The following is a 26255-nucleotide window of genomic DNA, read 5'->3' on the forward strand; positions in this document are numbered from 1 at the left end:
ACATACATCCGCTACTTATCATACCGATGTTATGTTACTGGTGTGTTTTTATAAAAAGGGCACAAAAATACGATATGATAGCAACATCATGGAAGATATTCAAATTGCCTACTATTTCGGTGTGATCCTGATCGGTTTTGCTGCGCTTGCGGTTGCAGGGGTTTGGGCGGTTAAAACTCAGGATGCCAGTCTGCGAAATTTTTGCATTCTGTATACAGCATTCACGTTCGTTCTTATACTCTCTGTTCTCATGAAATACTTTTCGCTAAACGTGGAGGGCTATTCTGTAAGGTCATTGTATTTTTTTTCCGGAGTGTACCAAACGGTCAACTATGGGGTCATTGTCGGCAGTATCCATTACTTTCTTGGGTTCAACCAAACACCCTCCCGAAAACGCATCGCAGCCATCTTCGGGTTCACGATCTTGATCTTCATCGCGCTCATCTTTTCCCCTCTCAGCACACGATTGGATGAAGCCCAAAATATCATTCATCTTGGAATTGGTTTTCAAGCTCTTACCATTTGGTATCAACTTTCTTTCACCTACGCCATCTTTCTGGGATTCAGCGCCCTACGGCAGGCATGGAATACAGACAAGAGAAGCTTTATGCTTGGGTTATTGATCTTTGCCCTGTTCGGGTACATCGAAACACTGCTGACCTTTTCACAAAATCTACGCACGTTCAATATTTCCCTGACTGTGGAAAATGGATTTCTTTTCAGCTCGATTCCATACACACTCTACGGAATTTTCGTCATTTATTACTTCCTGAATTTTTCGCCTCCGACTCCCGTTGAAGCGGATGTGCTTTCAGAAAGTTTTCTCTCCGCCTACGGAATCACGGATCGCGAGAGGGAGATCATCGAGAAGGTCATCGAAGGCAAAAGCAACGCCACCATTGCAAATGAGCTTTTCATTTCGCTGGCAACAGTCAAAACCCACCTGCACAACATCTATAAAAAGATCGGTGTGGAAAGCCGTTTCGACCTGCTTGCCAAGGTTCGCTCCAGAAAATAACTCCAAAAAGCAATCTACATCTAAAGTTGTAGGGGGAATTGGGCTAAATAAATCCAAAGTTCGATTCTCAAATTCTCTTGAATGCGGGATGATCCGTCCGCACCCAAAACGCCAGACGTACTCCCATACTCAAACCTCTGGCAAAAAGGAAAAAAAGAGGACTATGAGAAATTTAAACACCTTAGAACTAAGAAAAAGCACCATTTCCAAGAAGATTGGCTGGGGATTTATGCTGCTGCTGGCGATTCTTTTATTTGCTCTTGCCAGCCGCTATTTGACTCTGGATCCCAACGTCTACTTCCCTGAACAACGAGACGTGTATATGGACAACACTGTCTTCCTGCTCATGCACATCATCGGCTCCATGCTTGCCATTCTCATCGGACCGTTTCAATTCCTGCGCAACATCCGCACCGGACGATATCTCAATCTTCATCGCTGGCTTGGCAGAGCGTATTTGCTGAGCGTGTTATTCGGTGGGCTGGGAGGCTCATACATGGCAACCATTGCCTATGGCGGACCTGTTGCTCGTTTGGGCTTCATAACCCTGGCCGCCCTCTGGCTGGTCAGCGGATTTATGGCGTACATCAATATCCGAAATAAAAAAATCGAACAGCACCAAAAATGGATGATTGTGAACTACGCCCTGACCTTTGCAGGCGTGACCCTTCGTTTGTGGCAAGTCATCTTCGGCGTAATTGGGGTGGACTTCCTCTCAGGCTATATCATCGTTGCCTGGCTATGTTGGCTGCCGAATCTGTTCGTTGCATTTTGGATCAACAATCGCAAACCGATCTGAAAGTTATTGAACGACCTCTCCCATCTTTATCCCTCTGCTTACTCATAGACTACCTATACTGCCTTTTATCGCAGAACAAAGACCTGCGCTGGTGTTCCGATTGCCGCAGAACCGCAAGTTTGCTGTCACCAACCAGAGAAATGAAATTCACCAATATCACTCAAAAAGGAAAAATAAAATGAATGCAACCAAAGAAACTCCACTCGGCTCCAACAACAAGACGTACAAAATGGAAGATGCAAAAATAAATGTAAAGACGAAGCTCTCTGCGCTATGGGCTGCAGTAATGTTTTGCTACATCTATGGAGACTATTTCGGTCTCTATAAGCCCGGGACATTGCAGAACATACTTGAAGGGCAAATGGGGCCGCTTGGTCCAACAACGCAAGGAGTATTGTTGGGAACATCAATATTAATGATGTTCCCGAGTGTCATGGTTTTCCTATCGGTGGCACTGAAACCCAGGGCAAATCGATGGTTGAATATCATCCTGGGCATAATCTATACACTTATCATGCTCATTAGTATGCAGGGGGCCTGGGCTTTCTATATTTTCTTTGGAATTATCGAAGTCGTACTAACGATACTGATTGTCTGGTATGCATGGACTTGGCCTAAACAAGGGGAGGGATAAATAACTGCGTACGCCGATAAAAACAGGTAATAAAACTTGCCTATATAGTTAGGCTTTGCAGCCTTGCTAGACATAGTGTCATATTTTTTAACCAAAGCAAATTTAAAGGAATGCAAATGAAAGCGATTGTTTTTACAAAATATGGATCGCCGGATGTTCTTCAACTCAAGGATGTGGAAAAACCTACGCCTCAGGATCATGAAGTCCTGATAAAAATTCATGCAGCATCCGTAAATGCGTATGACTGGCATTCCCTGACCGCTGACATCTTCTTGATTCGCCTGATGGGCGGTGGATTGCTCAAACCCAAACAGACAAGACTGGGCGCGGACATCGCGGGGCGGGTTGAAGCGGTTGGTGGAAACGTCAAGCAGTTTCGTCCAGGTGATGAGGTGTTTGGAAGTATAGGTCATGGCGGTTTTGCCGAGTATGCATGTGCCCCTGAGACCAGGTTGGCATTGAAACCCGAAAACCTATCTTTTGAGGAAGCCGCAGCTGTACCAATGGCTGCTCTCACTGCCTTGCAGGGCCTGCGCGATGAAGGACAAATTCATTCAGGGCAAAAGGTTTTGATTAACGGGGCATCTGGCGGGGTGGGCACCTTTGCTGTGCAGATCGCTAAATCGTTCGGTGCTGAAGTTACAGCGGTGTGCAGTTCGAGAAACTTGGATCAGGCATACGCGATTGGGGCGGACCAGGTCATTGATTACACGCGGCAAGATTTCACTCAAAATGGGCAGCAGTATGACCTCATCTTTGCAGCGAATGGATATCATCCGCTTTCAAATTACAATCGTGCCTTAACTCCCCAGGGTATTTATGTGATGGCTGGAGGTTCAATGGCTCAAATTTTCCAGGCGATGCTCCTGGGATCACGGATGTCAAAACCCGGGGGCAGGAAAATGGGCGGCGTATCGGCGAAAATAGACCAAAAAGATTTGGTTATTCTCAAAGGTTTGATCGAAGCCGGCAAGGTAAAACCTGTGATGGATAGACGGTATCCGTTAAGCGAGGCTGCTGAAGCGCTTCGCTATCTTGGAGGAGGGCATGCGCGTGGAAAAGTAGTAATTGCAGTGGATGTATGACGGTACATGATTTAGGGTGCCGCTGCTCTTAGTTATTTAAGTCGAATTGAAACTACAAATATTAATCAAAAAGGAAAAATAAAATGAATTCAACTAAAGGAACTTACCCTGTTATAAGAGAGAAACAAAATATTAAAGCTTTGCAAAAAGCTGGAGGTTTTGCTGCATTGATCCATGCCGCTGGGTACACAGTGGGCATTATATTGGCTTTTACACTAATTGCTCCCGCCCTATCGGCTGCCCCTGCCGAATATATGGCATTTGTCTCAAACAACCAACTGCTCATGAGTCTATGGATCCTTAGTGCTTATTGGGTAAGCGCCGCTGCCCTGGTTGTGATGGCATTGGCGATTTACGAGCACTTGAAAGATAATTCGCCGGCACTCATGCAAGTAGCAACCATCTTCGGGTTAATCTGGGCCGGCTTAATTATTGGCAGCGGCAACCTTATGATCCATGACTTCGGTGTCATTGCCAATCTCTATGGAGAAGATCCGATTCAAGCAGAGACAGTTTTGTTGGCAATGAAAGCAGTTGAAAATGGTATCGTAAGTGGAAACGAGCTTGTTGGCAGCCTGTGGGTTCTTTTGTTAAGCCTTGCCGCCTTGCGGACAAAAGGTCTGCCCAAAGGCCTCAACTATCTTGGCATAATCCTCAGTGTAGCAGGCATCCTCACGCTGCTTCCGGCAGTACCGACCTATATTTTTGGGCTGGGAATGATCGTCTGGTCAATATGGCTGGGCGTCGCCTTGTTGCGCAAGCCCGCAAGCCAGGAATAATTAACGTCAGTTTCGTACTGACGTTAAAGAAAGCAGGGCACCCTTGGTTCCTGCCAAGGGTGCTTACAACGGTTAACTTAAAAACGAGGAAGAGTAAATTATGGACGAAAACAAAAGCGCAAACACACTACAGCAATACAGCCTGATGGAAATACTTGGAATATGGGCTGCGGTTGCCCTACCCATGGGATTCATCCTATGGGTGGCAATGCCCTTGATTATTCCGCATACGAACATTGAGCCGGGATTCATCTATCTGGTATTGATAACTTTAGGGTTGGTCTGGCAGGGTATTGTTGCCTACGTCATCCTCAGATGGGAAGTCAAACCCTTCACTTGGGAAAATGTGAAGCAACGGCTTTGGCTGCATACTCCAACGGACCCTAAAACGGGTGTGCCCTCTAAAAAATTATACCTATGGACCATCCCGATCATCGCTTTTACCCTGCTGTGGGATAACTTGAACATCCTTGGAGGATTAAATGATCTTTGGTTAAGAACATTCCCGTTTTTGTCCCCTCCCCAATATGCCATCATCCAAAATTTGGCGGACCCTGCCATTGGTCAATGGTGGCTGATGGGTGTGCTGGTTGTCTTGATTGCGTTCAACTACCTTCTTGGCGAAGAGTTAATATTTAGGGGAATTCTCCTGCCAAAAATGAACGGCGTATTTGGAAAATGGGATATTGTCGCCAATGGCATTCTCTTCGCCGGGTACCATTTGCATTTGATCTGGAGGCTTCCCTCAACGATCATCCTGCGCGATTGGATATATTCCTGGGCAGCGAAACGGTACAAGTCATACTGGGTTGCGGTAATCATTCACGGTTTTGATGCCGTATTTTTGGTCGTTCTTTTTCCAATGGCGATCATGGGGTTGATTAAGGCATAAAGCCATCCGTTATCCTGTCTATTTAATTATTGGGCAACTCCTTAGATAAATTTCATTCAAGAGAGAATTATGAAACAGTCAATTGTACATATCGCGTTAGTTGTAAGAGACTACGATGAAGCCATTGCTTTTTATACCGAAAAACTTCACTTCACACTTGTCGAAGATATATACCAACCAGAACAAGATAAACGCTGGGTTGTGGTTTCTCCTCCCGGCTCAAATGGGACAACTCTGCTTCTGGCTAGGGCTTCCAAGCCAGAACAGCAATCTTTTATAGGTAATCAAACAGGCGGTAGAGTGTTTCTTTTTCTTAACACGGACGATTTCTGGAGAGATTACAACGAGATGATTTCTAAAGGTATAAAGTTTATTAGAGAGCCAAAAGAAGAATCCTATGGACTGGTTGCAGTTTTTGAAGATTTATACGGAAACCTTTGGGATTTGCTCCAACTTAATGCCGATCATCCATTGTTCCATCGAAAGGAATAAGTCAGTTTTCTAAAATCGACATCATTTCCCTGGCGAAAAAAGACCAAAAAGATTTGGTTATTCTCAAAGGTTTGATTGAAGTCAGCAAAGTAAAACCCCTTCGGCTCTTAGAGAAGGATATGTGCGTGGAAAAGTAGTAATTACAGTGGATGTCTGAAAGCGCATGTTTTTGTAGGACCCGATATGGTCAAGTACAATTGTGAGACGGCCAGTTCGCGATCCTTTTTGAAATTTATCGGTAATATTAAACAACAAGCGCTACTTTTGGAGAAACACAATGGAAATCCAGTATTTTTCTTTTTTGAAACATCTTATTCGTTTTAACCGGCAGGTCTACCTCGACCACAATGCAACCACTCCGGTCAGTGACCGTGTCCGAAAAGCAATGGAACAGGTATTGAAACGTCAGTATGGCAACCCATCCTCCTTTTATGAGATCGGCAGGAAATCTGCGGGGATGTTGGAGCAGGCCCGGGAACAGGTAGCGCGGACCATTCATGCAGATTCGTCCGAGGTTATCTTTACCAGTTGCGCATCTGAATCCAACAACGCCGCGATTAAATCCGCTGCTGCTCACTTTTATCCACAAAAGAAAAAGATCATTGCCACACCGATCGAACATCCCTCGGTGGCGAATACATTGGCTTACTTGCAAACCCAGGGGATGATAGTTGAATATTGCCAGTTGGATGAATAAGGGCGTGTGCTGTTATCCGACCTGGAACAGCGGATCGATGGTGATACCTTTTTGGTATGCTGCATCCTTGCAAATAATGAAACTGGCGTCATTCAGGACATTCAGGCAGTCACCAGAATCGCAAAAAAACACGACGCACTGGTGCTGGCGGATTGCGTGCAGGCGTTGGGAAAGATTCCGATCGATGTGCATACCTGGGACGTGGATTATGCAACATTCTCAGCGCACAAACTCTATGGACCAAAAGGCATTGGCGCCTTGTACATCAAGCAGGGCAGTCCCTTCACACCACTTCTGCATGGCGGCCATCAGGAAGGCGGACTGCGCGCCGGAACCGAAAGCCTTCACAACATTGTCGGCTTTGGCGCTGCCTGTAAGGAAGTGGATAAGCTGTTGGCAGATTCTGAACGGGTCCGGGAGATGAAACGAAGTCTGATTCAACATCTCAAACAGATCAAGCCCGATTGTGTGATCAATTCACCAGATGCTGAATCAGAGTGCCTGCCGAACACGCTTAGTATCACCTTCCCGGGTGTGGAGAATTCCGGGTTGATGGGGATGCTTGATTATCGCGGCATCGCTGTCTCCGCCGGGTCGGCGTGCAGTACCGGAGAAGATACACCTTCACATGTCTTGAAAGCGATCGGGCTGTCTGATCAGGCTGCACGCGAGACCATCCGAATCAGCCTCGGGCATACCACCACCGCAAGCGATATCCGCTATATGACACAGGTGGTTCAGGAGTACATTGAAGGCCGCGTCTCGTTTGTCAACATGCTCGCCCCGGCGCAACTGAACGAAACCATCCTCTTTGACGAACGAACCTTTATTCTTGATGTACGTCCCCCAGACATGCGGGAAAATGTTAAGGGATTACCGAATGCGCATGAAGTTAATCCGCTGCATGTTGAACGCTATCTGAAGCAACTTCCACGGGACAAACAAATCCTGGTGTACTGTCCGGGAGGCGGGTTGTCCGTCATGATTTCATATTACTTGAAGGCAAAAGGCTTCAAGCGGATTACCAACCTGCGAGGCGGACTTGATGCATGGCGCAAGCGACGAAATGACCTATACGAGAAATATGCCGGTCAGAATGTGACTGTGCTTGAGCCGGATAAATAAAGGAATAGCGTATCACCACGGCAGGATTTCCCTGCTTGTGGCGCTCGCTCAAATGTTTACTGAGCCAATTACCCAAGAATATCCAGAGAGTGAATTTTATGACAACCCACACCGATCTTTTTCTCAATTACCTACATAACTACGCCGCCAAAGACCTTCAAGCCATCTCCGCCATGTTCGCTGAGGATATTCACCTGCGCGATTGGAACATCTCGGTGCATGGCAAAGATGAAGCCATTCGTGAAACTGCAAAAAACTTTGCTGAAGCCGAAAGCCTTGAAATTCATGTGCTTGCGACCTATGAAAATGTCGATACTGTCGCCGGGGAACTTCACATTGTTGTGGACGGCAGGGTCGATCTATACGTGGTAGATGTGGTGACGTTCAATGCACAGGGCAGCATCACTGCTATCCGTTCGTATAAGGGGCGGGAGGATTAAATCTTCTACATCCCGAGATTGGTCTCGCCTTAAATTAAATAATTGTTTTCGGGCAATGTAAGGTGTGTGTGGTTGCCCCCATGCATCATCTAAGGTATCATGGCTGTATTAGACACTTAACGCGAGGAAAACGCCCATGAACACTCCTTCAGCCACCGCACTCGCCCACCCAAATATTGCTTTCATTAAATACTGGGGCAATCGCGATAACACTTTGCGTCTGCCTGTCAACGGCTCCATCTCTATGAATCTGGATGGGCTTTTTACCCGCACCACGGTGACGTTTAATTCATCCAAACAGGATTTGCTGATGATCAATGAGCATCCGGTCATCGGCAAAGGCCTTGAGCGCGTCTCTTACATTCTTGATCTCGTGCGTCAGATGGCGAATATGAATGAACGCGCTGAAGTTTCCAGTACGAATAATTTTCCCGCCGGTGCAGGGATCGCCTCCTCTGCGGCGGCGTTTGCGGCACTCGCGCTCGCATCTTCCCGCGCCGCCGGCCTGACTCTGTCCGAGGGGCAGTTGTCAAGGCTCGCACGACGCGGCTCCGGTTCTGCATCCCGTTCCATCCCTGGTGGATTTGTCGAATGGCAGATGGGAACCAGTGACGATGATTCAGTTGCCGTGTCTATCGCGCCGCCCGAACATTGGGCGCTCGCCGATTGTGTGGCGATCGTCAATGCGTCACATAAAAAGACCGGCTCCACCGAAGGCCACGCCATCGCGGGGACAAGTCCGCTGCAAAATGCGCGTGTGGCTGATACGCCGCGCCGGTTGGATATTTGCCGCACTGCAATTCTCAATAAAGACTTTGACACATTTGCAAATATCATCGAACATGATTCGGATATCATGCATTCGGTGATGATGACTTCCAATCCGCCGTTAATGTATTGGCAGGCTGCAACGGTGGGAATCTTTCACGCGGTTCGTGAATGGCGTGCCAGCGGACTTCCCGTTGGGTACACGGTGGACGCCGGCGCGAACGTGCATGTGATCTGCCTGGCAGAATATGCCAAAGAGACAGAGAAACGCCTGCGCGAATTATCAGGGGTGAGTGATGTGCTTGTAGCTGGTGTGGGCGGCGCGGCGCAGGGTAATGCGACCGTGTAAATTATAAAAAATAGGAGATTAAAACATGCAAATCGTTACAGATACCGGAATGGACATGTACCTGCCGCCCGAACTCATGCCTGAAATTCCCATTCACATTGTGCCGCACACCATCACGCTGGATGGCAAGTCCTATCGCAGCGGAGAGGATATTCAAGCCGAGGAATTGCAAAAGCTGTTAATGGCAACCCCCAGTTTCCCCGTCACATCACAGCCTTCGGCGGGTGATTTTGCCGAGGTGTATCGCAAGCTCGCAGTTGCCGACCCTGATATTCTTTCCATTCAAATGTCATCGGGGTTGAGCGGAACGTATAACGCCGCCCGCCTTGGTGCCGAAATGGTTTCAGAAGCGAACATCACAGTGGTGGATACAAAGACTTTGTGCGCTGCGCTGGGCTGGCAGGTTGCCGCTGCAGCCCGCGCCCTCAAAGCCGGCTGGCCCGTGGATAAGATCGTGGCGCTCATTGAGCGCATCGGCACTGCCACAGAAAGCATGTACACACTGGATGACCTGAAATATCTCATCCATGGCGGACGCATCAGTCACATGCGCGGGTTGTTGGCTTCCATGTTAAAGATCCGCCCGTTGATCGGCGTGGAAAAAGTGGGCGGCACCTATTCACAATTGGGCATGGCGCGTACTTTTGAAAAAGCCTTGCAAGGTCTGGTGGATAACATGTTAAAAATTCATAAGCCGGGCACTGCTTTGCGCGTGCAGGTTTTGAACTCTTATAATGTGCCCGGCGCTGAGGCTTTGCGTGATCTGATTGCGCCGGTTTTCAAATGTACATGGATGCCCATTCATTACATGTCGCCTCCGCTGGCGGCGCACACAGGGCCGAGCATGGTGGGGGTGGCCTTTGCTCCGGCTGATGTGTTTGAAGGACTTCCCTAACTTGTTTTCATTCCTCCTCCGCAGAAAATATTCTGCGGAGGAATTTTTTTTACGGGGAGCGAATGCCGCTTGAAACAGGGCCAGTTTCCGGTGGGGGATGAAACGCTCTGTACATTTATCTAATAAATCTTTAACTAAGTCCAATCCATTTGAAGATATAATCCTTCTGTCGTCAAACTAGATTAAGGATAAAAAAATGGTACCTGGTTTTGTAACGTTAATAATTTTCCTGTTCGCTTTGGGCGGGATGATCTTTGTACATGAGTTGGGGCATTTCATTGCCGCGCGTTGGGCGGGGATCGAAGTGGAGGAGTTTGGCATTGGCCTGCCTTCCAAAAAACTGGTGACGCTCTTCACCTGGCAGGGGACGGAGTTCACGATCCACGCTTTGCTGTTGGGCGGATTCATTCGACCGAAAGGCGAGAATGACCCCAACGTCCCCGGCGGGCTCGCTTCTGCGAATCCGTGGAAGCGGCTGGTTGTGTTGTTCGCCGGCCCTTTTATGAATTTGATCACTGCGGTGATCGTATTCTCTTTTCTGATCGCTTCTGAAGGTGTGGCTGTGCCCGGTTCGGTGAAGATCAGTTCTGTTTCTGATAATTCCCCCGCGCAGCAATCCGGCTTGCAGGCTGGAGATGTTTTGCTCGCCATCAATGGTGAAAATGTAATCGAGATAGAAAGCTCGATTGCGATCATTAAAGAAAATCTTGATCAACCGGTTGAGTTGTTAATTAACCGCGGCGGCCAGGAGATCACGATCACAGCCACGCCGCTTTCCACACGCTTGAAGAGTGAAGGCGCGCTGGGTGTCGGGTTGGGATATCCAACACGCCCTGCAACTTTTATTGAAAGTGTTACAGGCGGCGCCACACTCACTGGATTACAAGCTGCGGGAATTGTATATATTCCCATTGCCTTGATTCAAGGTGTGGTGAAACCGGAGGATGCGCGCGTGGTGGGCTTCAAAGGCATCTTTGATATGTTTGATGTAGCCGTTGAGGAAGATGTATCCACCAGACAGGAAGCCGCCGCGGCTGCCAACGCCGCAACTCAACCCACCAATTGGACGCTTCAATTAATTGGGCTGCTTAGTGTTTCGTTGGGGGTGATGAATTTGCTCCCCATCCCCGCGCTCGATGGCGGGCGCATTCTCTTTACACTTCCTGAAATCCTTTTCAAACGCCGCATTCCGCCAGAGAAAGAGAACATGATCAACGGCGTCGCAATGTTGCTGCTTATCAGTCTTTTGTTATTCGTCAATGTAATGGATTTTATTAATCCAGTTCAAACCTCACTCCCTTAAACATGGCTGAAACACTTACTTTTCAAAAAGTCCTCGATCATCTGCTGGATTCCAAAAAGGATATTCCACGCGGACATTTACAACTGTATTCCGACCTTGACCCCAAATCCCTGCGCCTTTTTTCGGATGTGTGGTCGAGTGTGAAACCTGACCGAAAACTGCTTCTGCTCGATCAGCTTGTGGCGTATCTGGATGAAGACACCATCGCCAACTTTGAAAGCATCGGGAATGTGTTACTGGATGATGCGGATGGAGAAGTGCGCGCCCGCGCCATTCAACTGCTCGCCGAATCAAACGACCCGAAACTTGTTGGCAAATTAACGAACATTCTCTTAACCGACACATTACCCGCTCCGCGCATTGAAGCCACGCATCTGCTTGGCGAATTCATCGTGTTGGGTGAGTTGGAAGAACTGAAGGAAGAATTGCAGCGCAAAGCGGAAGATGCCCTGCTGGCTGTGATTCGAAACGATAACGAAGATGCCACTCTGCGCAAGTTCGCGCTTGAAGCAGTCGGCTATTCCTCGCGGCCTGACATTGCCACCACGGTCATTGAATCCGCTTTTAAACGCGCAGACCCGACCTGGGTTGCCAGTGCCCTGCGCGCCATGGGACGTTCGCACGATGACCATTGGAATGAAGATGTGGTCAGTATGCTGCTTGATGACGATCCGCGCATCCGCTTTGCGGCAGTCGAAGCGGCAGGTGAACTCAGCATTGAGAGCGCCGGGCCCATTTTGCTGCAAATGCTCGAAGAAGAGGAAGAGGATGACGATGTGGTCGCCGCGGCGATCTGGTCACTTTCACAAGTCGGCGGGGACGATGCGCGCATTTATCTGGTCAACTTGATCGAGAAGACCGAAGACGAAGATGTGGTCGAATTCCTCGAAGATGCACTCGTCAATCTTGATTTTCTTCAGGAATTAAACAAGTTTGATCTGCTCTCGCTTGATGATCTGGATGATGAAGATAAAGATGAGTCAGAAGAAGCTGACGAAACAGAGTAAGCGCACAAACTTCATTCACTAAAAATAAACAACCCCCGTCTCAACTTGAGACGGGAGTTGTGCTTTTCACTTTCTACTTTTAGTTTTCCTGCTTACTTTCTCTTCCACCATTTTTCTGCTTCCATCACTGCAAACACGATCACACCAGTCGCCGCCGCGATGGATAAGTCACAGCCGCTAAGGGGAATGACTTCAAAGAATTTGTTTAAGAAGGGGATGTATAACACCATCAATTGCAGGACGATCACCAACAAGGCCATGCCTGCCAATAATGGATTGCTTAACACACCCATCTTGAACAATGATTCTTTTGCCGAGCGTGAAGCCAAAGCTTGAAAGACCTGCATGAAGGCCAGCGAAGTAAAGATCATTGTTTGCCACTCGGGACGGCCAGTGAAATAGTACCAGGAGCCAAGTCCGAGAGCGAGAGCGCCGATCATAATGCCAACCCATAAGGTTTGCACACCTGCGCCGCGTGAGAAGACGCCTTCCTTTGGTGAGAACGGCGCGCGCTTCATCGTATCGGCTTCGGGATTTTCCACACCCATGCCAAGGCCAAGCAGACCATCGGTCAATAAATTGAGCCAGAGCAATTGCAAAGGCAGCAATGGCAATGGCTTACCCAAAAACGGTGCGAGCAGCATGACCAATACTTTACCGATATTGCCCGCCACACTAAAGCGCACAAACTTGCGGATGTTATCGTAGATCGTGCGGCCTTCTCTTACCGATGCAACAATGGTCGCAAAATTATCGTCAAGCAGAACCAGATCAGATGCTTCCTTGGAAACATCCGTGCCGGTGATGCCCATCGCCACACCGATATCCGCTTTGCGCAGGGCGGGCGCATCATTCACGCCGTCACCGGTCATCGAAACGATGTGACCATTTTCCTGCAAAGCCTGTACGATCTTTAATTTATGTTCAGGTGCAACGCGGGCAAACACGTTGACTTCTTCAACTACATTTTTTAATTCTTCAAACGTTAAATTTTCAATTTCAACGCCGGTCAATGCGCGGCTGTTTTCGGTGATTCCCAGTTGACGCGCGATTTCGATCGCGGTCAGTGGGTGGTCGCCTGTGATCATGACAGGTCGTATTCCGGCAGAGCGGCACAACGCCACAGCGTCTTTTACTTCGCCGCGCGGCGGGTCGATCATGCCAAACAGTCCCACAAGTGTCAGGCCTTGTTCCAGATCCATTTGGATGACTTCAGGAATGGAGTCAAACAACCTGAAGGCCACGCCAAGAACGCGCATACCTTTCTTTGCGAGACGTTCATTCGACGCTTCGATCTTGGACTTCCATTCTGCATCCATCAATTGAGCCTGACCATCCACCCAAACATGGGTCGTCACATCCAATAGACCATCCACGCCGCCTTTGGTGAAGGCGATGTATCTGCGGGCGCCTACTTCCAGCCCGGCGAGCACGGCGGGATCATAGCGTTCCAAATGGTGGACGGTGGTCATGCGTTTGCGTTCCGAGTCAAATGGAAGTTCTGCGGCGCGCGGGAAGGATGAATCGAGGGATGATTTCCAGTAACCCATTTTTGCGGCAGCGATGACCATTGCGCCTTCGGTTGGGTCACCGAGTGTGTGATAACGTTCATCGCCGATGTCGATCAGTTTGGCATCGTTACATAATGTGCCGCCAATTGCTGCCAGCGAAAGAGATGTTTGGATCGGCGTGCCCAGCCCTCGGGTGGTGCGAAGCGTGCCGTCACGTTCCACTTCTTCAGTCAGATCGAGCGCGTGTCCGGCTACGTCTAATACAACGACGGTCATGCGGTTTTCAGTCAACGTGCCGGTTTTATCGGAGCAGATAACGGTGACAGAGCCGAGCGTTTCCACGGCGGGTAATTTGCGGATGAGCGCTTTGCGCTGTAACATGCGCTGTGCGCCAAGTGCCAGTGTGATGGTGACGACTGCCGGCAAACCTTCGGGGACGATTGCCACGGCAACGCTGACTGCTGTGAGCAGCATGTGACGAAGTTCATCGCCGCGCATGATGCCAAGTACAAAAATCAGCCCGGCAATACCAACGCCAATCAGCGCAAGGTTTTTTCCAAGCGCATCCAACCGGCGTTGCAGCGGAGTATTTTCCTGTTTGACTTGTTGAATGAGATCGGCGATCTTGCCGAGTTCGGTTTGCATACCGGTCGCGATGACCAATGCCAGTCCGCGCCCTTGTGTGACGATGGTTCCCATGTAGCCCATGTTGCGCCGGTCGCCGAGTGGGAGCGATTGCCCTGAACCGGAGAGTGTGGCGGTATGTTTTTCGATGGCTTCTGATTCGCCCGTGAGCGCGGCTTCTTGAATGCGTAAATTTACCGCTTCAAGTAGACGCAAATCGGCTGGGATGACGTTGCCTGTTTCAAGTTGAATGATGTCGCCGGGGACCAATTCGCGCGCAGAGATTTCCTGTAATTTTCCGCTGCGCAATACGCGCACATTTGGCACTGACATTTTCTTAAGCGCGGCGATGGCTTTCTCTGCACGATATTCCTGAGTGAAACCAAGGATGGCATATAAGGCAACGATGGATAGAATTGCAATTGTGTTTTTTGTATCACCGAGTAATCCGGCTGCAATGGCCGCCGCGATCAGGATCAATACCATCGTGGCAGTGAGTTGTTCCCATAAGATTTGCAGGGGTTTACGTCCGCCGCGCTCAATGAGCTCATTGAGGCCGTATTGTGTGATGCGCGCCGATGCTTCAGAGTCAGAGAGTCCGTTCTGCTGATTTGTGTTTAAGTTTGAGAGACTTTCTTGAATATCTGTGAGATGCCAATTCATAATTCATTGTCCAATCTATTTTTATTTTTGCGATTATATATCCATGCCAGGGAAGGCAGGTGGGCGCGGTATTGGTAGATCAGATACGCGCTTATGCCGAATACGCCTAGTGATAATACCAGCGGAAGATGCTGTTTGATATAAGTACTGATTAACATCCATTCATGTCCGAGAATATAGCCAGCGCCGATCAGAAGTGTACACCAAATATAGGCTCCGATAAATGTTGCGATAAAGAACTTGTAAAAGGGAATTTTCACCAATCCAGCCGGAATGCTGATCAAGGTCCGCACGCCGGGGATGACGCGCCCGATCAGTACCAGTCCTGAACCCCATTTTCGCATTTGGTCTTCGGCTTTGGCGGTTAGTGACATGTCAATGCGGAAGATCTTTGCGAATTTTTCGATCACGGGGCGGCCGCCGATCCGCGCGACCCAATAGGTGATGGATGCGCCAATGGCGCTTCCCAGCCCCGCGTATAGCCCGGCAAGCAGGATAAAGGTCGGCGCGATGTTGTGCTTTTCAATCAACATCCAGCCTGCGAAAGCGAGAATGATCTCGCTCGGTGTGATGCCTGTGGCGTTCTCGAAGATCATCAGACCAAACACACCTGCCCAGCCAAATTCATCGAAGATTATTTGCAGGGATGACAGAATCATCGTTTCTAATTTGTCCAGCATATATCACCTTTTTATTGTTGGCGATGCTTGCAAATAAAAAGACCATCGCCAAAGATTGACGATGGTCTTGCCGTTGACAGAACAGCCGGGAAAAAATTCCGTATTGACGACTGTGCATCCCAAAGAACTGGGCAGCTACTCCCCATCGGAGTAAGGATGAGTATACAGAAGAAGAGGATTTTGTGGTTAAGAATTCTCTAATCTGTGCTTGCAAATCCGCTCAGGAAGTTAAGGCTGCTCTCTTTAACGCAGAGCGGATCATCAAATACTCTGAGATATTCTCCGCTGTGACAATCCCCACCAACTGCCCCGCGTGGGTTACCGGCAGAGCGGGCACACCTGACTCTTGAATTCGCATTAATGCATTTTCGACCATTTCATAAGAATCTATTTCAGGTAGGTCTTTTTTCATTACGGCAGAGATGGCGATGCTTTCTCCCTGCTCGGTGAGCGCCTTTAGAAAATCATCACGGGTGACGATGCCCACGATGCGGTCATTATCAATGACGGGGAAATCATGCTGTGAGCCGGATAATATTAGTTGTGACATGCGGGAGAGTGTGTCACGCGGAGAAAGACTCTTGTAGTCGGTGAGCATGGCACGGCCAACGGGAATTCCGCTGATGGCGTGTTTCATTTGTGTCATACCGGCTTCCTGTGAGGCCCCGATCCAAATGAAGAAGGCGATGAAGAGCAGTGAGGCGTTGCCAAACAAGCCGACTAAACCAAACAACAGTGCCATGCCCTGACCGATGGTGGCGGCGATCTGTGTGGCGCGGACGTAGTCCATGCGCATGGCGAGCAGGGCGCGCAGTACGCGTCCACCGTCCATGGGGAAGGCGGGGATGAGGTTGAATAGGACGAGGGTGATATTGACGGTCATGACACGTTCGAGAAAACTGCCCGAGGCAACGGTCAACTCACTAAGCGGGACCAGGCTTGAGGTTAAGAAAAGATACGCGAAGAGTCCCAAGGCGATGACTACGTTCACAGCGGGTCCCATCAGGGCGACCCATAATTCCTCGATCGGTTTCTCGGGCATGCGTTCCAAACGGGCGACGCCGCCGATGGGGTAGATGGTGATGTCGCGAGTTTTGATTCCGTATTTGCGGGCGGTGAGTGCGTGGCCGTACTCATGCAGAATGACACAGGCAAAAAGTGCGAAGATGAAGAGAATGCCGCTAAAAACTTCACCCCAGTTTTGATTTGCGAGCCAGTGACTGTAGCCTACCCATGCGATCAAAAGCAGAAAGGTGGCGTGAACGTAAACGTCAATTCCTGCAAATTTTCCTAATTTCCATTGCCATTTCATGTTTTAACTCCTTTGAAGTTAAAGTGATTGTACAGTGAATATATTAGAAAAATGTTATAAATATTCTCTCAAAAACTATCATCTTATAAAAAGTCCCCGAGTTCTAAAAGAACTCGGGGACTTGGTTTATTTATCTCTTGCAATCCATTTTTATCAAGCACAAAGTCCCAAGGGAAAAACTTAGTGACTTAGTGCCTTGGTGACTTTGTGGTTTACAACGCTTTACTTATGCAAGAGGTCTATTTGATCAATCCCAGCTTTTTGCCTGCGGTTTCGATCACGTCCATTGCATGTTCAATGTCCGCGGGTTCGTGCGCGGCGGTGACGGTTGCCCGCAGACGGGCGAGGCCCGTTTCTACGGCAGGAGAAACGACCGGCAGCACAAAGACATCCTGATGTTGTACTTCGCGGGTCATGGAGAAGGCTGTGTCATCATCTCCGCAAATGACAGGGACAATGGCGGTTTCAGTTAACAGGGTGTTGAAGCCCATGCCTTTTAATCCGCTAATAAATTGTTTTGTGTTTTCGTTGAGTCTCTCAATGCGCCAGGGTTCATCCAAAATGACTTTGAAGGCTTCGTTGGCTGCTGCGGCTTGCGCGGGGGGCAGTGCGGCTGAAAAAATATACGCGCGGCTGGCATGACGTAAATAAGTGATGATCTCTGATTTTGCGGCCACATATCCGCCGACCGAAGGGATGGTCTTGCTCAATGTGCCCATCTTGATGTCGATCACGTCGCCGTCCATGCCAAAATATTCTTCGATGCCGCGGCCTGTTTTTCCAAGTACGCCAAGTGAATGGGCTTCATCGATCATCAGCCATGCATTGTACTTTTTGCATAATTCAACCATCTTGGGTAGATCAATAATGTCGCCGTCCATACTGAAGACTGAGTCGGCAACGACAAGTTTGGCAACTTCTGCGGGTGCATTTTTGAGCAGACCTTCAAGATGCGTCAGATCATTGTGGCGGTAACGGCGGAATTCCGCGCCAGACATCAGACAACCATCCACGATCGAGGCGTGGTTGATCTTGTCTGAGAACACGTAATCGCCGCGTCCCATCAGCGTGGAAATGACCGATAGATTTGTGGCATAGCCCGATGTGTAGGTGATCGCGGCTTCGGTATGTTTGAAGTCTGCGATGGTCTCTTCGAGTTCGTTATGAATGGTGAGCGTGCCCGCCAGAGTGCGCACGCCGTTCGTACCGGTGCCAAATTTATCAACTGCTTTTTTGGCGGCTTCATTGATGCGTGGGTGACCGACCAATCCCAAATAACTATAGGACGCGTACATACCCATCTCGCGCCCGTGAACCACGGCTTTGGCTCCACCGCGCATTTCCTGCACGGGTTGGTTGTAAAAATACAGGTCATTTGTCTTAAGATAATGAATGCGATCCGTCATCGCTTTGATACGACGGGTCACAGAGTCATCGGTATTATGGAAATCCATTTGGTGCCTCCGGGATCAGAATATTATAAGTTTAGTCGAGTGGAAAGTTTCTGTCTAGTTGAATGTGAAGAAGCGAATTATTCGCCGGCAAGTTTCCGTAATTCGGCTTCATTCAAGATATTCACGCCTAATGATTGCGCCTTTTCTGCTTTTGAGCCGGGGTTTTCGCCCAATACAAGATAGCTTGTTTTCTTGCTGACGCTATCCGTCACCTTGCCGCCATTTTCTTCAATAAATTCTTTCACCCCATCGCGTGATAGCGTGGGAAGTGTGCCGGTCACTACAAAAGTAAACCCACTCAGCGCGCCTTCTTTCTTTTTTTCATCTTTCTTCATCACAGGCCATACACCCGCAGTATTCAACTTCTTCAACACTTTTTGATTCGCAGGTTGAGAAAACCAATCCACAATCGACTCTGCAATGTTAGGTCCCACGCCTTCAATTTGCTGAAGTTCATCCGCGTTGACTTTCGCCAGATCGGATAGATTTCCAAACGTGCGAGATAGATCACCCGCCATGACTTCGCCCACCCCATGAATTCCCAGCGCAATGATCAAACGGTTCAAGCTCTGACCTTTAGCCTGCTCCAGCGACTTGAGCAGATTCTCCGCCTTTTTTTCTGCAAACCCTTCCAGCCCAAGCAGTTGATCTTTGTTCAATGTAAACAAGTCAGCCACATCTTTAACCAGACCTGCGTCGATGAGTTGTTCCACAATTTTGATGCCAAGCCCAACGATGTCCATTGCGCCGCGTGAGACAAAGTGCTCAATATTCCGCACCAACTGCGCCGGGCAGGCCGCGTTGACGCAGTACCACGCCACTTCACCTTCAAAGTGTTCCACAGCCTGCGAGCAAGCGGGACATTTCGTGGGCGGCTTATATGTTTTTTCTTTGCCAGAGCGTGCATCCACCACCGGCCCGATGACATAAGGAATCACTTCGCCTGCGCGTTTGATCAATACGCGATCACCCACGCGGATATCTTTTTCAGCGATGAAATCAAAGTTGTGCAGTGTGGCGCGTTCTACAACTACGCCGCCAATTTCAACCGGCTCCAGCATGGCATACGGAGTGAGTACACCGGTGCGCCCAACGGCCACGCCGATATCGCTTAAGGTAGTTGTCACTTCACGAGCAGGGAATTTAAATGCAATGGCGCCGCGCGGATCTTTACCGGTGAATCCCAGATCAGCGGCAAGATTTAGATCATCAATTTTGATGACCATGCCGTCTGCTTCATAAGATAACTTGTCGCGGCCTTCGCCCCATGTTTCGGTGTAACTAATCGCAGAATCAAGATCATCAAAACGTTTTGCAATATCCGTGACCGGGAATCCCAGCGCTTTTAGATATTCCAAAATCTCCCACTGTGATGTTGGGACTTTCCCGCCTTCTGAGTAAACGATCTGATAAACCAGCAAAGTCAATGGGCGTGAGGCGGTGAGTTGCGGGTCAAGCTGACGTAACGAACCCGCCGCCGTATTGCGCGGATTAAGATACGTCTTTTCGCCCGCTTCTTCCAGCTTGCGATTTAATTCGTCAAAATCTTTGTTAGGAATAAATGCTTCGCCGCGCACGACCAAGTACGACGGTGGACGATTGACCATGGACGATTTGACGGTCTGCGGTCTGTCGTCTATGGTCTGAACAGGTATCCTCAACGGGATCGCGCGTATCGTCCGCAGGTTAGAGGTGATGTCTTCGCCGATCTCACCATCGCCGCGGGTGGCGCCCTGTACGAAGAGTCCATCACGATAATGCAGAACAACTGATAATCCGTCTATCTTTGGCTCAACGACAAACTTTTGCTTTCTCAACACGGTCATCTATTTTTTTGATCCGCTCAAACCAGGCGCGGGCATCGTCGCCGCCAAAGGCGTTGGCTAGCGAGAGAATGGCCGCAGGGTGGCGAATCTTGTCGAAACGGTCAGCAGGCCTGGCACCGGCGCGTTGCGTTGGGCTGTCGGAGGTGATCCATTCCGGGTGCAGGGATTCGATCCGCTTGAGTTCGTTTAATAGGCGGTCATATTCCAGATCGCTGATGATGGGCGCATCCAGCACGTGATACCGATAATTGTGAGCGTTGACTTGCGCCTTAAGTTCTTCATATTGAGAGAGGAGTTTGTCTGCCATGAGTGCATTATAGCCGAATGCAAAACCCGCCTGAAAGATTCAGACGGGTTGATTACTAATCTATTTTTTTCCAAATATCAGAAGGCGGGCGGGTGAGCGGGCGGGTTTGCGCAGAGAGCCGTGATTGATAATAGGTTTCCTCTGCCGTTGAAAATCTGGTCACTTCAAATAAATTCCGTTCCACCAGAAGGTCTGCAACTTTTTTTGTTTCGTCACGGGTGAATTCCAGTTTTTCTTCAAACTCTGTCAGGCTAAAACGACCAAGCCGGATCACAAAATTTAAAGCAGAGCGCAGCGGCTCGGAAAATAAAACGACATCAGAAGGTCGAATATCTTCTGTGCGGGCTTCAAGCTCTTTAATTGCAATTTCATACGTTGATTCACTCATGGTTAAATTCCCTTTTGCAAAAAAATTGCACTAGGCCTTTAATTGATCCACGAGGCTGCGTAAGGCTTTGGTCATTATATTATCAGGGTATTGAATTGCAAAAATTCCAGAGCTGGCAAGGGTCATCATTTCATCTGAATGCGGGAATACCGCTGCGACGGTTGCATTGTAGGTTTGTTCAACACGGGTGCGTACATCTGCGAGATCAAACGTGCTGGGAACTTTGTTCACGACCATCAGCATCTTCGGCACGTCAAGTTTCTTGGCAACATCCACTGTGACGATCGTGCCTTGGTAATCCTGTGAGTCAGGGCGCAGAATGATGACCAGCGCATCTGAAATGGCGATGGAAAGCAGAGTCTCTTCGTTTAATCCCGGGTGGGTATCGATCAAAAGGAAATCAAGATTTAATTTATCAACCACATCGCGGAAGCCGTCGTTGAGCAGGCCAACGTCATAGCCTTCGCGTAGAATGCGCGCGATCTCACCAGCTTTGATACTGGAAGGGATCAGGAATATTTGTCCTTTAATGTCGCCGCCGATCAGACCGGTTACATCGTGCGCGGCATCTTCAATCGAGCATTTTCCCCAAAGATAATCGTTTAAGGAGTGAACCATTTCTGATTCATCCAGATTGAACAGTACATGAATACCGGGTGATGCAATGTCTGTGTCGACCACGCCGACTCGATATCCATCCATTGCCAGCAATGCAGATATGTTTGCAGTGGTATTGGATTTTCCTGTACCACCACGAAAGGAGTGAACTGAAATAATTTTAGACATCTTTCCTCGCCAGTTTATGATATTCTTGCCGGACGGTTTTATTAATTGAATGGATTATAGCCTAACTAACCTGAAAGTCAATTCCCTACTTTTCCAGTCCCGTTTATGTTATATTCCACAGGCCCGATGCCATATTCAACCATATCAACCCTTTTACACCCTCCTAACTACTAATTATATGGAAAATATTTCCAAACAAATTTACCAAGAAGCCAGTGATGAGATTCTGATACAGCAATATAAAGCTGGAAGTCAGGATGCGTTTGACGTACTCTATCAGCGTCATCTTCCCGGTGTTTACAAGCGTGTGCGCTGTGTGATCCCTGAAAACGATGTTGAAGATGTGACACAGGATGTATTCATCGCGGCCTTAAAGTCACTTTCTTCATTTCGGGGTGATTCGCAATTTCGAACCTGGCTGCGTACTTTAACCAATCATAAAGTAGCCGAGTTTTACAGGAAACGCACCCGAAAGCAGGAGCCGCTTCTCGCTCCGCTTTCCGAGGCTTCCGGTCGAATGGAAGGCGCTACTTCCCAGGTTTTGGAAGAGCGCATTTTTATTCAAAACGCCTTAAAAAAATTACCCGAAAATTATCGGGAGATCATTCTTCTGCGTTTCGCGGAAGATATGCAATTCAATGAGATCGCAGAGCTTACCCATCAAAATCTCGAAGCCTCCAAGTCACTGTTTCGCAGAGCCATTGCGGCCCTTCGAAATCATCTGGATGAATAAACCTATGGATCAATCTGGAAAAAATTCCAACTTAATAAAAGATAGCAACCGGCTGGCGGATTTTACCGATCAAGTTCTGAATGGAAAACTCGAAAAAGTCGAATCAAACGTGGACGGGGAACTGCTCGGCCTCGAGGAAACGATTCTGCGCCTGAAGAGTTCCATCCCGTCCACTCCGCTTGACCAGGCAGCTATCAAACAAATGCAGGTGCGCCTGAAAACTCGAATACAACGTGAAGCCCGCGAAGTGCAGCCGCCCTTTTGGAAAAAATGGATTGAGATCATATCCCGCCCGCAACTTGGAATGGCTTTTGCGGTTGCTTTGGTACTTGTAGTACTTGTCATCTTTTCGCCTTCTTTATTCACCGCTGGCCCTGCACCTCTTACCGGAACAGCGCTTGCTCCATCTTCAACCAAAAATATATTGATCGTCAGTATTGCAGCCGGGGTGATGCTAATTTTTTTCTGGATGAAACGCCCCAAATAAAAAATGCCCGGTTCTTTTATAAAAGCGATGACAAACTCTACCTTGTCATCGCTTCTTTGGTTTTTGGTCCCTTTTTTTTTTTTTTTTTTTTTTTTTTGCTTTTTTTTCCCTTTTTTCCCCCTTTTTTTTTTTTTTTTTTTTTTTCCCTCCCCCTCCTTTTTTTTTCGGCCCCCCCCCCCCCCCCCCCTTTTTTAATCATTTTGTCATCTTTTGGGCTTGCAGGTCATTTATACATACGGTATTATTCTTTTATGCTCATCTATGTTGCTTTAGGTATCGCGTTTTGATTCCAGTCTGATTTTTGTATCTGCTGCGTAAGTTTGACTTGTTTAAGACCGGAAACAGTATCACAAATTTGATTACCATTCTGGGGAGTTTGGCATATTTTTGGCCGCACAGATCAATCCGACCATGCTTGCCGCCGGTTGGGTGACGCGCGACGTAGTAATTCAGTTACCGCGCCCATTCTTGAAGAAATCCTAAAATCCCTGATCTTAATTTATCTCGTCAAACGGGCTGAATTTAATTACGTTGTAGATGGCGCAATCTATGGCTTTGGCGCGGGATTGGTTTTGCCATTATCGAAAATTTTCAATATATTACGAATAATCCTGAAGTTGCGTTATCACTTGCGCTCGCGCGCGTATTTTCTACCAACCTTGTCCACGCTACCGCCAGCGGAGTGATTGGCACAGCCCTTGCATACCGTCGTGGAGATGCCTCCTGGCGGGGATGGCTTTTTATTGCAATTGGTTATATTTTTTCCATAGGATTTCACATGGGCTTTAACACCATGGTCAATGGGGGAACTTTCCTGATCTTTGCCATCGCATTTGGCTTTGTTGGTGTCGGATTGATTTTCTATGTCATCAGGCAGGGTTTGAACACTCAAAAAATGTGGGTTGGTGAAACGCTTGGCGATCAAGACCGGGTGACAAAATCAGAAGTGCAGATCGTACAGAATATTGAGGACATAAACAAGAAAATTCTGGAACCGGTTAAAAAGCAATTTGGCGCCCACAAAGTGCCGTGCTTGTGAGAAGATTATTTATAATCAGGCTGAGATGGGGTTAAGCGAAAATTATTGAATCAACGCCGAGTGAAAATAAACGCAAGGAAATTGAAGCCATCATTCAAAAACTTGCAAAGGAAATGGTTGTGCTGCAAAAAGAAGCTGGTTTTTATTGTATGATGTTTGTGCGCAGGGTTTACCTTGAACAGAACGCAAAAGTTTTTGATTCTCTCTCTGCCCGTATCGCAGAATCAAGCACAGGTCAAAAGGGAGGCGGGTTGTGGGATCGGGCGAATCAGCGTATGAAACCGTCTCCGGCACAGGAAGAAGAAAAATCATGAACGAAGACATCACCAGACGATTAAAAGAATCCACCATGTTTAATGGACTCTCGGATGATGCACTCATTGCGCTTGCCGAGAAAACATCCCTGCGGAAATTGGCAATGGGTGACGTGCTGATGCGTAAAGGGGATTTTGGCGATTCACTTTTTTTGATTCACGAAGGCTGGGTAAAGATCGTCACAACGAATTCAGATGGCGATGAATTAATTCTCAACAAGTGCGGCCCCGGTGAATCGATCGGCGAGATGGCATTGCTCGATCAAGACCCGCGCTCTGCAACTGTAATCGCATTGGAAGATGTGGAGGCACTTGAATTAAGCAGGGATGTTTTTGAGGAGATTCTCGACCAACGCCCGGATGTTTCATTTGCCGTCATTCGCGGTTACTCCAGGCGGCTTCGTTTTGCCACGAATTACATTGAGAGAGCCATTGATTGGACCCAAAAGATCGCGGCTGGTGATTACTCATTTATTGACCAGACACAGCCGATTATCGATCAAAAAAATTCAAATGATAATAAAGCCATTCAGCTGCTCTCTGCGTTCTTTATCATGGTGAGAAAAGTTAAAGAGCGTGAAGATGGTTTGAAAAAACAATTGGAAAAATTAACTTTTGAGATCGATCAGGTTCGCAGGAAACAGGAATTTGAAGAGATCACAGGTACCGAGTTTTACGCAAACCTAAAAGAGCAGGCAAAGACTTTGCGTCAGAAACGCACACAGCAATAATTTCTGGAGGACTAATGAACAAAGGTAAAATCGTTTCAATTCATTCATTCCGCGGTGGAACGGGAAAGTCTAATACCACAGCCAATCTTGCGGCACAGGTTGCCATGGCCGGAAAACGTGTGGGCGTTGTTGATACCGACATTCAATCTCCCGGTATTCATGTTTTATTTGGCCTGGATGAAAATAAAATGGGCAAGACCATGAATGACTTCCTGCATGGCACAGCCACCATTCGCGAGATCGGCTTTCCCATTGGCGATCATGTTGGCGGCGCCGAAGGTCTCTCCAAATTGGCGGGAAAAAATCTCTGGCTTTTTCCATCCAGCATCCGCGGACGTGAGATCAGCCAGATATTAAGAGACGGCGTTGATTTTAATAAGCTGAACGAAGGCTTGCAAACTACGATCTCAGAATTTGATCTGGATTATCTTTTTATTGATACTCATCCCGGTTTGAATGAAGAGACTCTGCTTTCGATTGCCACGTCAGATGTTCTAATTATTATTCTCCGCCCTGATAATCAAGACCTGCAAGGTACTTCTGTCACTGTCGATATTGCGCGTAGTTTGGATGTTCCCAATCAAATGCTGATGGTCAACAAGGCGCTGCCTAAATATGATTTTGCTGAAATTAAGAATGAGATCGAAGCCAAATTCAATGCACCGGTTGCCGGAGTTTTGCCGCTCTCATTTGATATTGCTGAAAACGCCAGCGGCGACCTCTTCTCTCTGCGCTATCCAGATCATCAATGGTCGCAGGCATTGCGCGGTGTGGCTCAGGCCGTTCTGGCTGTGGAATAAATGGGAGCGAAAAATGAAATGCTGGCACTGTGAAGAAGCCGCCCGCGCCTCCTGCGCATTCTGCGGACGTTTTGTATGCAAGGATCATGCTGCGACCATGTCCACATTTATTACCATGTTCGTAGGTGCCAACAACACCCCAAAAGGGTTGGCGGTTGCAAATGTAATCTGGTGCGGTGAATGTGAGCCGCAGCCGGAACCGATCAGTATGCCCGAACTTTACTAGGGCGGAAAGAGGTTGCCATGCCCGGAGTCTTTGATCGGTTAAATAAGGAAATAAAAGATAAACAGCAGGAAGGCGGAATTACTCCGCTCGA

General features: G+C 48.2%; 28 protein-coding genes and 2 pseudogenes. 21 read left to right on the forward strand and 9 right to left on the reverse strand.

The features are described 5' to 3' along the window. Positions 1–88: 88 nt before the first annotated feature. The 14 genes and pseudogenes from IPL71_RS02060 to IPL71_RS02125 all read left to right on the forward strand — a co-directional run bounded on the left by IPL71_RS02060 (position 89) and on the right by IPL71_RS02125 (position 12283). Positions 89–1018 (forward strand): response regulator transcription factor, encoded by a 930-nt coding sequence (locus IPL71_RS02060; protein ID WP_345318383.1) that lies wholly within the window; start codon positions 89–91, stop codon positions 1016–1018. A gap of 163 nt (positions 1019–1181) precedes the next feature. Then, the gene (locus IPL71_RS02065) at positions 1182–1817 is read left to right on the forward strand and encodes a DUF2306 domain-containing protein (protein ID WP_345318384.1); all 636 of its coding nucleotides are present in this window, start codon (positions 1182–1184) and stop codon (positions 1815–1817) included. 178 nt (positions 1818–1995) lie between these two features. Further along, positions 1996–2451 carry a DUF6326 family protein gene (locus IPL71_RS02070; RefSeq protein WP_345318386.1) on the forward strand — a complete coding sequence of 152 codons (456 nt, stop codon included), beginning with the start codon at positions 1996–1998 and terminating at the stop codon, positions 2449–2451. A 116-nt stretch (positions 2452–2567) separates the two neighbouring features. Next, positions 2568–3536, forward strand: a complete 969-nt coding sequence (locus IPL71_RS02075) for an NAD(P)-dependent alcohol dehydrogenase (protein WP_345318388.1) — start codon at positions 2568–2570, stop codon at positions 3534–3536. Between the two features lie 83 nt (positions 3537–3619). Next, entirely contained in the window at positions 3620–4315 is a 696-nt protein-coding gene (locus tag IPL71_RS02080; RefSeq protein ID WP_345318390.1) for a DUF4386 family protein, read from the forward strand. A gap of 100 nt (positions 4316–4415) precedes the next feature. Continuing rightward, on the forward strand, positions 4416–5207 hold the full coding sequence (locus IPL71_RS02085) for a CPBP family intramembrane glutamic endopeptidase (RefSeq protein ID WP_345318392.1): 792 nt from the start codon (positions 4416–4418) through the stop codon (positions 5205–5207). Between the two features lie 69 nt (positions 5208–5276). Continuing rightward, positions 5277–5699, forward strand: a complete 423-nt coding sequence (locus IPL71_RS02090) for a VOC family protein (protein WP_345318394.1) — start codon at positions 5277–5279, stop codon at positions 5697–5699. 277 nt (positions 5700–5976) lie between these two features. Beyond that, positions 5977–7107, forward strand: a pseudogene (locus IPL71_RS02095) (cysteine desulfurase family protein); the annotation flags it as partial. Between the two features lie 63 nt (positions 7108–7170). Beyond that, the gene (locus IPL71_RS02100; protein WP_345318790.1) at positions 7171–7521 is read left to right on the forward strand and encodes a rhodanese-like domain-containing protein; all 351 of its coding nucleotides are present in this window, start codon (positions 7171–7173) and stop codon (positions 7519–7521) included. Positions 7522–7619: 98 nt separating this feature from the next. Continuing rightward, positions 7620–7961: a nuclear transport factor 2 family protein gene (locus tag IPL71_RS02105; protein WP_345318395.1), complete on the forward strand. Its 342-nt coding sequence runs from the start codon at positions 7620–7622 to the stop codon at positions 7959–7961. A gap of 136 nt (positions 7962–8097) precedes the next feature. Next, positions 8098–9078 carry a diphosphomevalonate decarboxylase gene (mvaD, locus tag IPL71_RS02110; protein ID WP_345318397.1) on the forward strand — a complete coding sequence of 327 codons (981 nt, stop codon included), beginning with the start codon at positions 8098–8100 and terminating at the stop codon, positions 9076–9078. Between the two features lie 25 nt (positions 9079–9103). After that, positions 9104–9973, forward strand: coding sequence for a DegV family protein (locus tag IPL71_RS02115; protein WP_345318399.1), 870 nt, complete (start codon positions 9104–9106; stop codon positions 9971–9973). Between the two features lie 196 nt (positions 9974–10169). Then, a complete protein-coding gene (locus tag IPL71_RS02120) occupies positions 10170–11276 on the forward strand; it encodes a M50 family metallopeptidase (protein WP_345318401.1) in 1107 nt (368 codons plus the stop codon). Between the two features lie 2 nt (positions 11277–11278). After that, positions 11279–12283, forward strand: coding sequence for a HEAT repeat domain-containing protein (locus IPL71_RS02125; protein WP_345318402.1), 1005 nt, complete (start codon positions 11279–11281; stop codon positions 12281–12283). A 92-nt stretch (positions 12284–12375) separates the two neighbouring features. Here the strand turns inward: IPL71_RS02125 and IPL71_RS02130 are convergent, their stop codons facing one another. The 8 genes from IPL71_RS02130 to IPL71_RS02165 form a co-directional block, all read right to left on the reverse strand. Next, positions 12376–15081, reverse strand: a complete 2706-nt coding sequence (locus IPL71_RS02130) for a cation-translocating P-type ATPase (RefSeq protein ID WP_345318404.1) — start codon at positions 15079–15081, stop codon at positions 12376–12378. Continuing rightward, positions 15078–15761, reverse strand: coding sequence for a DedA family protein (locus IPL71_RS02135; RefSeq protein ID WP_345318406.1), 684 nt, complete (start codon positions 15759–15761; stop codon positions 15078–15080). The genes IPL71_RS02130 and IPL71_RS02135 overlap by 4 nt, the downstream gene beginning before the upstream one ends. Positions 15762–15981: 220 nt before the next feature. Next, positions 15982–17073: a site-2 protease family protein gene (locus IPL71_RS02140; RefSeq protein WP_345318407.1), complete on the reverse strand. Its 1092-nt coding sequence runs from the start codon at positions 17071–17073 to the stop codon at positions 15982–15984. Positions 17074–17312: 239 nt separating this feature from the next. Then, positions 17313–18527, reverse strand: coding sequence for an aminotransferase class I/II-fold pyridoxal phosphate-dependent enzyme (locus IPL71_RS02145; RefSeq protein WP_345318408.1), 1215 nt, complete (start codon positions 18525–18527; stop codon positions 17313–17315). Positions 18528–18604: 77 nt separating this feature from the next. Then, positions 18605–20344 carry an NAD-dependent DNA ligase LigA gene (gene ligA, locus IPL71_RS02150; RefSeq protein WP_345318410.1) on the reverse strand — a complete coding sequence of 580 codons (1740 nt, stop codon included), beginning with the start codon at positions 20342–20344 and terminating at the stop codon, positions 18605–18607. Beyond that, entirely contained in the window at positions 20319–20660 is a 342-nt protein-coding gene (locus IPL71_RS02155; protein WP_345318412.1) for a DNA ligase LigA-related protein, read from the reverse strand. Before IPL71_RS02155 ends, ligA begins: the two co-directional genes overlap by 26 nt. Positions 20661–20715: 55 nt before the next feature. Continuing rightward, positions 20716–21048, reverse strand: a complete 333-nt coding sequence (locus tag IPL71_RS02160) for a hypothetical protein (protein ID WP_345318414.1) — start codon at positions 21046–21048, stop codon at positions 20716–20718. A 30-nt stretch (positions 21049–21078) separates the two neighbouring features. Then, positions 21079–21834 (reverse strand): MinD/ParA family ATP-binding protein, encoded by a 756-nt coding sequence (locus IPL71_RS02165; RefSeq protein ID WP_345318416.1) that lies wholly within the window; start codon positions 21832–21834, stop codon positions 21079–21081. Between the two features lie 178 nt (positions 21835–22012). Between IPL71_RS02165 and IPL71_RS02170 the strand changes: the two genes are divergently transcribed. Both IPL71_RS02170 and IPL71_RS02175 read left to right on the forward strand, forming a co-directional pair. After that, on the forward strand, positions 22013–22567 hold the full coding sequence (locus tag IPL71_RS02170) for an RNA polymerase sigma factor (protein ID WP_345318417.1): 555 nt from the start codon (positions 22013–22015) through the stop codon (positions 22565–22567). Next, positions 22560–23054: a hypothetical protein gene (locus tag IPL71_RS02175; RefSeq protein ID WP_345318418.1), complete on the forward strand. Its 495-nt coding sequence runs from the start codon at positions 22560–22562 to the stop codon at positions 23052–23054. The genes IPL71_RS02170 and IPL71_RS02175 overlap by 8 nt, the downstream gene beginning before the upstream one ends. A gap of 37 nt (positions 23055–23091) precedes the next feature. Here IPL71_RS02175 and IPL71_RS02180 read toward each other — a convergent pair whose 3' ends face one another. Further along, complete coding sequence (locus IPL71_RS02180) at positions 23092–23253, reverse strand: hypothetical protein (protein WP_345318420.1); 162 nt, start codon at positions 23251–23253, stop codon at positions 23092–23094. A 226-nt stretch (positions 23254–23479) separates the two neighbouring features. Here IPL71_RS02180 and IPL71_RS02185 point away from each other — a divergent pair. The 5 genes and pseudogenes from IPL71_RS02185 (at position 23480) to IPL71_RS02205 (ending at position 26164) form a co-directional block, all read left to right on the forward strand. Further along, positions 23480–24093: pseudogene (locus IPL71_RS02185) on the forward strand (PrsW family intramembrane metalloprotease). A gap of 119 nt (positions 24094–24212) precedes the next feature. Further along, positions 24213–24407, forward strand: a complete 195-nt coding sequence (locus IPL71_RS02190) for a hypothetical protein (protein WP_345318422.1) — start codon at positions 24213–24215, stop codon at positions 24405–24407. Beyond that, positions 24404–25138: a Crp/Fnr family transcriptional regulator gene (locus IPL71_RS02195; RefSeq protein WP_345318424.1), complete on the forward strand. Its 735-nt coding sequence runs from the start codon at positions 24404–24406 to the stop codon at positions 25136–25138. The genes IPL71_RS02190 and IPL71_RS02195 overlap by 4 nt, the downstream gene beginning before the upstream one ends. A gap of 14 nt (positions 25139–25152) precedes the next feature. After that, on the forward strand, positions 25153–25938 hold the full coding sequence (locus IPL71_RS02200; RefSeq protein ID WP_345318426.1) for a MinD/ParA family ATP-binding protein: 786 nt from the start codon (positions 25153–25155) through the stop codon (positions 25936–25938). A 13-nt stretch (positions 25939–25951) separates the two neighbouring features. Next, complete coding sequence (locus IPL71_RS02205; protein ID WP_345318429.1) at positions 25952–26164, forward strand: hypothetical protein; 213 nt, start codon at positions 25952–25954, stop codon at positions 26162–26164. Positions 26165–26255: the final 91 nt, after the last annotated feature.

Origin of the sequence: Candidatus Villigracilis proximus, from assembly GCF_016717045.1 — a bacterium.
Lineage (GTDB): Bacteria > Chloroflexota > Anaerolineae > Anaerolineales > Villigracilaceae > Villigracilis > Villigracilis proximus.

Bases quoted from the DNA above. Each gene is read 5' to 3' on its own strand.
- IPL71_RS02060 (WP_345318383.1), top strand. From the start codon at position 89: ATGGAAGATATTCAAATTGCCTACTATTTCGGTGTGATCCTGATCGGT.
- IPL71_RS02200 (WP_345318426.1), top strand. From the start codon at position 25,153: ATGAACAAAGGTAAAATCGTTTCAATTCATTCATTCCGCGGTGGAACG.
- IPL71_RS02070 (WP_345318386.1), top strand. From the start codon at position 1,996: ATGAATGCAACCAAAGAAACTCCACTCGGCTCCAACAACAAGACGTAC.
- IPL71_RS02145 (WP_345318408.1), bottom strand. From the start codon at position 18,527: ATGGATTTCCATAATACCGATGACTCTGTGACCCGTCGTATCAAAGCG.
- IPL71_RS02195 (WP_345318424.1), top strand. From the start codon at position 24,404: ATGAACGAAGACATCACCAGACGATTAAAAGAATCCACCATGTTTAAT.
- IPL71_RS02080 (WP_345318390.1), top strand. From the start codon at position 3,620: ATGAATTCAACTAAAGGAACTTACCCTGTTATAAGAGAGAAACAAAAT.
- IPL71_RS02180 (WP_345318420.1), bottom strand. From the start codon at position 23,253: ATGATTAAAAAAGGGGGGGGGGGGGGGGGGGCCGAAAAAAAAAGGAGG.
- mvaD (WP_345318397.1), top strand. From the start codon at position 8,098: ATGAACACTCCTTCAGCCACCGCACTCGCCCACCCAAATATTGCTTTC.
- IPL71_RS02085 (WP_345318392.1), top strand. From the start codon at position 4,416: ATGGACGAAAACAAAAGCGCAAACACACTACAGCAATACAGCCTGATG.
- IPL71_RS02105 (WP_345318395.1), top strand. From the start codon at position 7,620: ATGACAACCCACACCGATCTTTTTCTCAATTACCTACATAACTACGCC.
- IPL71_RS02155 (WP_345318412.1), bottom strand. From the start codon at position 20,660: ATGGCAGACAAACTCCTCTCTCAATATGAAGAACTTAAGGCGCAAGTC.
- IPL71_RS02065 (WP_345318384.1), top strand. From the start codon at position 1,182: ATGAGAAATTTAAACACCTTAGAACTAAGAAAAAGCACCATTTCCAAG.
- IPL71_RS02205 (WP_345318429.1), top strand. From the start codon at position 25,952: ATGAAATGCTGGCACTGTGAAGAAGCCGCCCGCGCCTCCTGCGCATTC.
- IPL71_RS02115 (WP_345318399.1), top strand. From the start codon at position 9,104: ATGCAAATCGTTACAGATACCGGAATGGACATGTACCTGCCGCCCGAA.
- IPL71_RS02165 (WP_345318416.1), bottom strand. From the start codon at position 21,834: ATGTCTAAAATTATTTCAGTTCACTCCTTTCGTGGTGGTACAGGAAAA.
- IPL71_RS02170 (WP_345318417.1), top strand. From the start codon at position 22,013: ATGGAAAATATTTCCAAACAAATTTACCAAGAAGCCAGTGATGAGATT.
- IPL71_RS02175 (WP_345318418.1), top strand. From the start codon at position 22,560: ATGAATAAACCTATGGATCAATCTGGAAAAAATTCCAACTTAATAAAA.
- IPL71_RS02120 (WP_345318401.1), top strand. From the start codon at position 10,170: ATGGTACCTGGTTTTGTAACGTTAATAATTTTCCTGTTCGCTTTGGGC.
- IPL71_RS02090 (WP_345318394.1), top strand. From the start codon at position 5,277: ATGAAACAGTCAATTGTACATATCGCGTTAGTTGTAAGAGACTACGAT.
- IPL71_RS02140 (WP_345318407.1), bottom strand. From the start codon at position 17,073: ATGAAATGGCAATGGAAATTAGGAAAATTTGCAGGAATTGACGTTTAC.
- IPL71_RS02135 (WP_345318406.1), bottom strand. From the start codon at position 15,761: ATGCTGGACAAATTAGAAACGATGATTCTGTCATCCCTGCAAATAATC.
- IPL71_RS02160 (WP_345318414.1), bottom strand. From the start codon at position 21,048: ATGAGTGAATCAACGTATGAAATTGCAATTAAAGAGCTTGAAGCCCGC.
- IPL71_RS02100 (WP_345318790.1), top strand. From the start codon at position 7,171: ATGCTCGCCCCGGCGCAACTGAACGAAACCATCCTCTTTGACGAACGA.
- IPL71_RS02075 (WP_345318388.1), top strand. From the start codon at position 2,568: ATGAAAGCGATTGTTTTTACAAAATATGGATCGCCGGATGTTCTTCAA.
- IPL71_RS02130 (WP_345318404.1), bottom strand. From the start codon at position 15,081: ATGAATTGGCATCTCACAGATATTCAAGAAAGTCTCTCAAACTTAAAC.
- IPL71_RS02125 (WP_345318402.1), top strand. From the start codon at position 11,279: ATGGCTGAAACACTTACTTTTCAAAAAGTCCTCGATCATCTGCTGGAT.